The 6,421-nt window shown below is 63.1% G+C and carries 5 protein-coding genes; 4 read left to right on the top strand and 1 reads right to left on the bottom strand.

Going from position 1 to position 6,421, the window contains the following annotated elements:
- The first annotated feature begins 382 nt into the window (after positions 1-382).
- Both CCN72_RS18195 and CCN72_RS18200 read left to right on the top strand, forming a co-directional pair.
- The gene (locus CCN72_RS18195; RefSeq protein ID WP_086808436.1) at positions 383-1,300 is read left to right on the top strand and encodes a hypothetical protein; all 918 of its coding nucleotides are present in this window, start codon (positions 383-385) and stop codon (positions 1,298-1,300) included.
- A gap of 181 nt (positions 1,301-1,481) precedes the next feature.
- Positions 1,482-2,366, top strand: coding sequence for a DUF3800 domain-containing protein (locus CCN72_RS18200; protein WP_158101365.1), 885 nt, complete (start codon positions 1,482-1,484; stop codon positions 2,364-2,366).
- A 487-nt stretch (positions 2,367-2,853) separates the two neighbouring features.
- Here CCN72_RS18200 and CCN72_RS18205 read toward each other — a convergent pair whose 3' ends face one another.
- Positions 2,854-4,764, bottom strand: a complete 1,911-nt coding sequence (locus CCN72_RS18205) for a DNA/RNA helicase domain-containing protein (RefSeq protein WP_086808438.1) — start codon at positions 4,762-4,764, stop codon at positions 2,854-2,856.
- Between the two features lie 88 nt (positions 4,765-4,852).
- Between CCN72_RS18205 and CCN72_RS18210 the strand changes: the two genes are divergently transcribed.
- Positions 4,853-5,209 (top strand): nucleotide pyrophosphohydrolase, encoded by a 357-nt coding sequence (locus CCN72_RS18210; RefSeq protein ID WP_086808439.1) that lies wholly within the window; start codon positions 4,853-4,855, stop codon positions 5,207-5,209.
- A complete protein-coding gene (locus CCN72_RS18215; protein ID WP_244174303.1) occupies positions 5,206-6,210 on the top strand; it encodes a hypothetical protein in 1,005 nt (334 codons plus the stop codon). Before CCN72_RS18210 ends, CCN72_RS18215 begins: the two co-directional genes overlap by 4 nt.
- Positions 6,211-6,421: the final 211 nt, after the last annotated feature.

A 6,421-nucleotide genomic window follows, 5' to 3' on the forward strand; every position in this document is an offset into this window, starting at 1 on the left:
TTCGAATCCTGCCGGGGGCACTTTGGACCGGACAGTGTGATCAAGACACTGATCGACGAGAGTGCCAGACATGAAGACCCGTACTCGTTCTCATCGAGTACGGGTCTTTGTCGTTGCACGGCGCTGATCGTGTGAGTGGCCGGTGAAACGCCAAGGACATCCGGTCCGGTCATTCCATCCATCCACGATGGCTGCGCATCAGATCCTGTCCAACTCGGCTCCTGCGTCATGCCCTTTGAATCAGGCGCCCATGCGCCAGAGCTGCTGCGGTACGATCTTCGACAATCAACTTCGGTTGAGTTCGCACCCCTTCCAGTCAGGAGACTCGCTGAGGGTGCGGCCCACTGCACCCTCCTTCGGGAGGCCGAGTGAAAGAAGAGCAGTGCCGCAGACCGGGTACATCTACGTTCCCGCGCCGTCCGCAGAGAATCTGGAGATCGGACTCAATGCCGGCCTGTGGGGTTGGCGCAGCAGCGCCCTCGACCGGGCTGACGCCAGACAGGTCGTCCGGGGCCTCGCCAGGGGCGACTTCCTGGTCCTGGGACATCGGGGCCCCAATAGCAGGGTGGCTCCAGGCGGATGGGCCAACGCCGAGCTCCAGCGCGTAGTCGTCACCCAGATCACCCGACCTCTCTTTCAGGCGACAGACCAAGTCTGGCTTGACGACACGTACCCCGAGCGCATCGGAATCGATGTCCTCAGCGAGGACTGCAACGTTTCCGGCCTGAGCCTCGGCGCCGACGCCATGGAAGCCCTGCGGCTCTCCGCGAACAAGCAAGGCGCCGTCGTGGCCTTCGAGGGGTCCGGGACAGTCGCTCACCTCGCCGCCGAACTTTCCTCCGTTCAGGACAGCTCAGGGCTCGGCAACGCACCCCACGAGGGCGACAGGAGCATGAGCACGGTGACTCAGGTACTTGTGCGCCGCGAGCAGCGAAAGATCCGCAAAGCCCTCATCGGGACCCGTCCTACGGCCAGTTGCACTTTCTGTGGCCGCACACTTCCCAGTCGTCTGATCGGCATGACGCATATCAAACGTCACAGCGAGGCCAGCCGACAGGAACGTCTCAGCCTGAACAACATTGTGTCCGCCTGCCTGATGGGTTGCGACGAGCTCTTCAAGCACGGGTACATCTATGTGACCGTCGACGGCACCGTTGCCGCAAGTCCATGCAGCTCAGCAACTATTGATCTCCGGCGAATAACTGACGCTCTCATCGGCCGGACAGTTACTGACTTCGGTACACACCGCGCGGAGTTCTTCCGCTGGCACCGAGAACACACCGCAGGGATTACCGCGTAACGGTCGCTCGCATGAGCAGCACGTCCTAGCATCCTCGATCGGCACAGGCACCGAACCCTAAGTCAGGTGTAACGTCATCAGGCCGAACGAGTAACGGGTGTTGACCGGACGGTAACTAAAACTTGCCGAACGCCTGGCCGTCGGTGGCGACCAGGGCGAGACCGAAGGAGTCCACACTCCAGTGGTGCCTCCCAAACCGAACTTCACCCAGCTCAAACCGGTGAGCACCGACGGGCCGCACATCACGCCGCCGCTCCTTGTTCACCATGGCCAACTCCCCAAGCTGCACGTCTACATCGACGAAACAGGTGATCGCGGATTCAGTGCGGCGAGCCGAGCCCAGTCGCCGTTCTTCGCCATGACCGCTTTGGTCGTTCCTCAGGAGGACGAGTGGAACGTCAAGATCACTGCGGGAGGCCTCAGGGCATACGTGCACGGAGCTCAACCACAGCAACTCCTCAAACCCATTCACTGGGTTGAGCACTTCAGGCCCAAGCGACCCGAGCGCCGGGAGCATGCGGCGCGAACGCTGGCAATGATGCCAAGTGCAAAGGTCATCCATGTCATCGCCCATAAAGACACCGTAAACAGCGACGACGGCATGCGGCAGGACAAGGGGGTCTTCTACAACTACACGACGCGACTCCTTCTCGAGCGCGTGGCCTACGCAGCAAAGGAGTGGCCTGGCGGCCCACGGCTCGCCATCGTCCGTCTCGGCCTTGTCAAGCACATGGACCACACAGCGGCCGAGGCGGCCTTGAACGACATGCGTCAGGACAGCAGTTCATCAATGTGGGGGGTGCCCTGGCAGCACGTTTCATGGCCGCCCACATGGGAGGGAACCCAGCGTGACGGAATCCAGCTCGCCGACATTCACGCCGGGCTCCTCAACGCGGCCCTCAGTGGCGACCCCGCCGACTTGCGGTGCGCCCAGAACCTTCTGCTCTGCGGCCACCAGCTTCGCCGCAGCTCCCGGGGCAAGCTGCTGGGGTACGGCGTGAAGGTTATCGGAAGCACAGAGTTCGTGACGAATCGATGCTGGTGGGGCGACTGGAAGGGACAATAAACGCAAAGAACCCTAAGGGGACTCCCGGGGGCTACAACCACCTCGAAGGGTGGAGTGATCCAGTTCCCTGGTTCAAGCCGTGCTCCCGGCAGCCCCTTCAGGGCTCTTGCGATGACAACTAAGACTAACCGAGATGCACGCTGACAGCCAGTGGCAGGCGTACAATGCTCAGCCTTTTCACCCAAGAGATCTAACGCCGGGTTTCACTCGTTGACGCCTTGCATGGCGAGTCCCCCAGCGGCTTCAGGCAACATGACCAGCAGATATGAAGCGAGTACGGACCTGGCCACCCATCGCCTCAGGATCTGCATTGGCTGTGGCCTACCACCCAGAAGGGGCTGAGCCTGTCACAGGCCGCACACCCGGCCCATGGCGCCTTCGCGATAGCCCATCGTGCTTGGCCATGGCCGGCCTCACGGCTTTCGGGGAAGGCGCTCCGTCGAGACGTTTCACCCGACGGGCGCTCTCTGCGACTTTGGCTGCCTGACTACCGGGGCAAGGAGTTTCTCGTCAGCGCTCCGTCAGGAGGAAGCAGTGTCTGGAGAAACAACTGCGTGACCGCGTCGGTGGAGTAGAGACGTGTGCCTCGGCTGCCTCTGGTGGCTAGCGTGCGGTAGGTGTTCAGCGCGTAGTGCAGGTAGCGCTGCGGCGGAAGATCACGCAGTTGGGTGTCGTGGCTGGCGTCGGGCTGGGCGATCCAGCGCTCGCCGCGTCTGACCAGGTCATCACCCATGATGACCGCATTGTAGGCGTACTCCATCCCCTGAGCTGTGTAGATGCAACCGACCTGGTCGTGGCCGCCGACGTCCGTGGCCCAGAATGGGCGAGCCGGCACATCGGGATGATCAAAACCGGGCTCATCGGCACGGCAGTTCCACGGACGCGCCCAGGAGCCCGGGCCGTCGGTCCCATGCCAGGTGATGACTACCTCCGGTAGTAGGGGTGGGGTCGGCGGGGAGTCCCATGGCCAGCAGAACCCCGCGGTGAGACGCGCGGTGTGGCCGCGGTTGGCGTGTACGGCAACCCAGCGGTCAAGTTGCTCGGGGTCTGCCGCGGCTGCCAGATCGTAGTCGCAGCCCCGCCAGGCCAAAGCGGTGCCCTCGGGTTGGAAGAGGCGGTCGACCCACTGTTGGTAGGCACGTGAGCCATTGCAGCGGAACTGGCTGACGAGGTCGATGTGCGCGAACGATGAACCGATCCGCGAGGCATGCTGTTCGAGCTGTTTGAGGGTGAGGCCTTCCGTCGGGCGCACGATCTGTCGCTCGTCGAGGAACAGGACCGTCACGGCGGCCTGATCGATGACCTTTCCCAGGATCACGGGGAATGCGCCCTGCTGGTGATCGGGGTAGGTGCGGGCGCGATGGGCTTCGTCCAGGAGGACCACACTGTTGTCGGTGATTCCAGCCGGGACCTTGTTGAGGAATGTGGTGATGAGGCCACTGAAGACGTCGCCAACAGTTCTGCGGAGTTGTCGTGTGAGCGTGCCGGACGGCGACAGCAGACGTGGATTGGCGCCGGGCTGCCTGCACAGGTCACCCAGAAGCCGACAGGCGATGACGGTCTTCCCGGTACCCGGTCCACCGGTGACGACGACGATGCTTTTCTTTCCCCGCGTGCGAGCAGCCTCCTCCACGGCGTGCAGAACTTCCTGCCGGGCAAGATCCTGGTCACCGATGAGAGTGAAGGCATCACGGCCCTCGATGACCTCTCCCGCCCGTTGCAGGAGCGCCGGCGACGGGCGATGCTCAACCTGGAGGAAGCCTTCTACGTCGTCCCAACTGACGGGGCTCAAATCAGCACAGCCGAGCCGTTGGGCCAATGCCTGAGCTGACGGAACCGGTGTGAGGTCGTCCCGTCCGAGCACCGGGTAGGCGCCGGCCGGTCCGCCAGAGGCCCGCCCACGAAGTTCGGCAACCAGTTCGGCGGGGGCGTCGTGGAGTACCGCGGCGCCACGCACTGTCAGCGGGAAGCCATCCCGGCTCACCCACTGCTGCAGGTAGTGCACATAGCCGCCGACCTGGCGGGCGGGGTGTTGCACGACGCGCCCGCCGACACGGACCATTCCGGGCCGAGCGGGACTCAGTTGCGCGTGCGTCCACTGCTTCAGTTCGATCGCGATCGTGCACAACTGCCCGCTGGTGTCCCTCCCGACCAGAAGGGCATCGACGCGCTCTCCGGTGGCCGGCAGCGAGTATTCCAGCAGGAGGTGCACAGCCCCCAGTCCAGCGGAGCGAAGTATCTGGAGGAGCGCCGGCCAACTGTGCTGCCAGCTGCGCACCTCCTCAGGGCTGGGGGCTACCCCGAACACCTGCCTGAAGCGCCGCTCAGCTACGCCGATGAAGCCCGCATCGCCCACACCTTGGGCCGCCTCGGCCACCGTGCTCCCGTACAGATACATAGCGATCTACATTAATCCCAACCGATAATCAGCCTGCAACCTTGGCTCCAACCGACAGCTTCGGAGGCACCTGATAGAGCTGTTGCCCATGGCGCTGACACATCTACAGCAAGCACTGGCCCAGTTCGCCGCCGAGCGAGAGTGGGAACAGTTCCACAGCCCGAAGAACCTCGTGATGGCGATGGCCGGCGAGAGCGGCGAGCTGCTGGAGATCTTCCAGTGGCTGACGCCGGAGCAGTCCGACCAGGTAATGGGGGACGCCGAGCGAGCCGTGCAGGTGCGTGAGGAGATGGCGGACGTCCTGGCCTACTTGCTCAGGCTGGCGGACGTCCTGGACATCGACCTCGAAGAAGCATTGACTCAGAAGATCGAGAAGAACCGTCGCAAGTACCCGGTGCACCTCGCACGAGGCCGGGCGGACAAATACACACAGTTGGGGGGATGATCCACGTCATGCGGATCGTGATGCAGCCGGCCCGCCGGTCGGAGAAGGACGTCGACCAGCATTACCAGGACACAATTGCCACTCCCGTGGTCTTCGATGACCACGCGGACATTCTCGAAGCGTCGACCATCGACCAGCTCAAGCAGCTCTTCCCCGACGGTCAGGCCCAGATGTGGGGCATAGTGCCAGGCAAGAGCAACATAAACCTCTCCCGGATCAAGAAGATGCACACCGGAGACTGGGTCTTCTTCAGCGGCGACAAACGTATCTACTTCGGCGGCACCATCGCCTTGATGTGGCGCAACAAGGAGCTGGCCACACGGCTGTGGGGCACGGACCACACCGGCAGCACCTGGGAGTACATGTATGCCCTCTCCGGTACTCGTGGCTTCGATATACCCATCGAGGAGATCCGCACCCTGCTCGACTGGAATCCCAGGCGCAACATCATGGGCATCTCGGTGCTCAGCGAGGGTGAGAGCGACACGCTTCAGACCCTGCTGACCCTCGACGCCACCACGGCAGTGCTCGAACCGGTCGACACGGCCCAGGAGGAGGCCGCTGTGGCCTCCTTCGACGGGGAGCTGGAGCGCACAGCCCAGCGCGCCCAGCGGGGTGAGCAAGCTGCGCTCAAGAGGCACCTCTTGAAGGGGGCGACTGGTGAGTGTGCCCTGTGCGGACGCGATCTGCCGAGCACGTTCTTGATCGCCGCGCACATAAAAAAGCGCGCGATGTGCACCGACGACGAAAAGCGCGACCTGGCCAATATCGCCATGCTGGCCTGCACTTTGGGATGCGACGCCGTGTACGAGCATGGCTACGTCACCGTTGCCGCCAAAGGTGCAATACAGGTCAGTTCACTGGCCAAGGAAGTCCCTGAAGTCGCCACCTACATAAGGGAAAAACTTGCGAGCAGAATAGTGACCTGTTGGTCGCCGAGCCGAGAGCCATACTATCAGTGGCACCGCACTCATACCTTCAAGGATGCTCCCCCAGTATGACCGCTCGCGCTGCCGGCACAGCGGAATTTCTGGCAGGTATGTCCCATTCGCCGTGAAGCAGAGAAGCATTCTCGACGAAGATCGAAGCGGCGGCTTCTCTGTAGCCGCAGCCCTTGAGCACGCACCCCCCGGCACCCTGCCCCCTCCCCTTCTCGTCTTCTTCTCATCCGCTTTCCGCCTGCCTGGTGGGCGGGTTGAGGGGACGGAAGGG

Source organism: Streptomyces murinus, assembly GCF_002154555.1.
Taxonomy (GTDB): domain Bacteria; phylum Actinomycetota; class Actinomycetes; order Streptomycetales; family Streptomycetaceae; genus Streptomyces; species Streptomyces murinus.

What these genes read in the sequence shown, in the direction of transcription:
- CCN72_RS18205 (WP_086808438.1), bottom strand. Translation starts at nt 4,764, where the DNA reads ATGTATCTGTACGGGAGCACGGTGGCCGAGGCGGCCCAAGGTGTGGGC.
- CCN72_RS18210 (WP_086808439.1), top strand. Translation starts at nt 4,853, where the DNA reads ATGGCGCTGACACATCTACAGCAAGCACTGGCCCAGTTCGCCGCCGAG.
- CCN72_RS18215 (WP_244174303.1), top strand. Translation starts at nt 5,206, where the DNA reads ATGATCCACGTCATGCGGATCGTGATGCAGCCGGCCCGCCGGTCGGAG.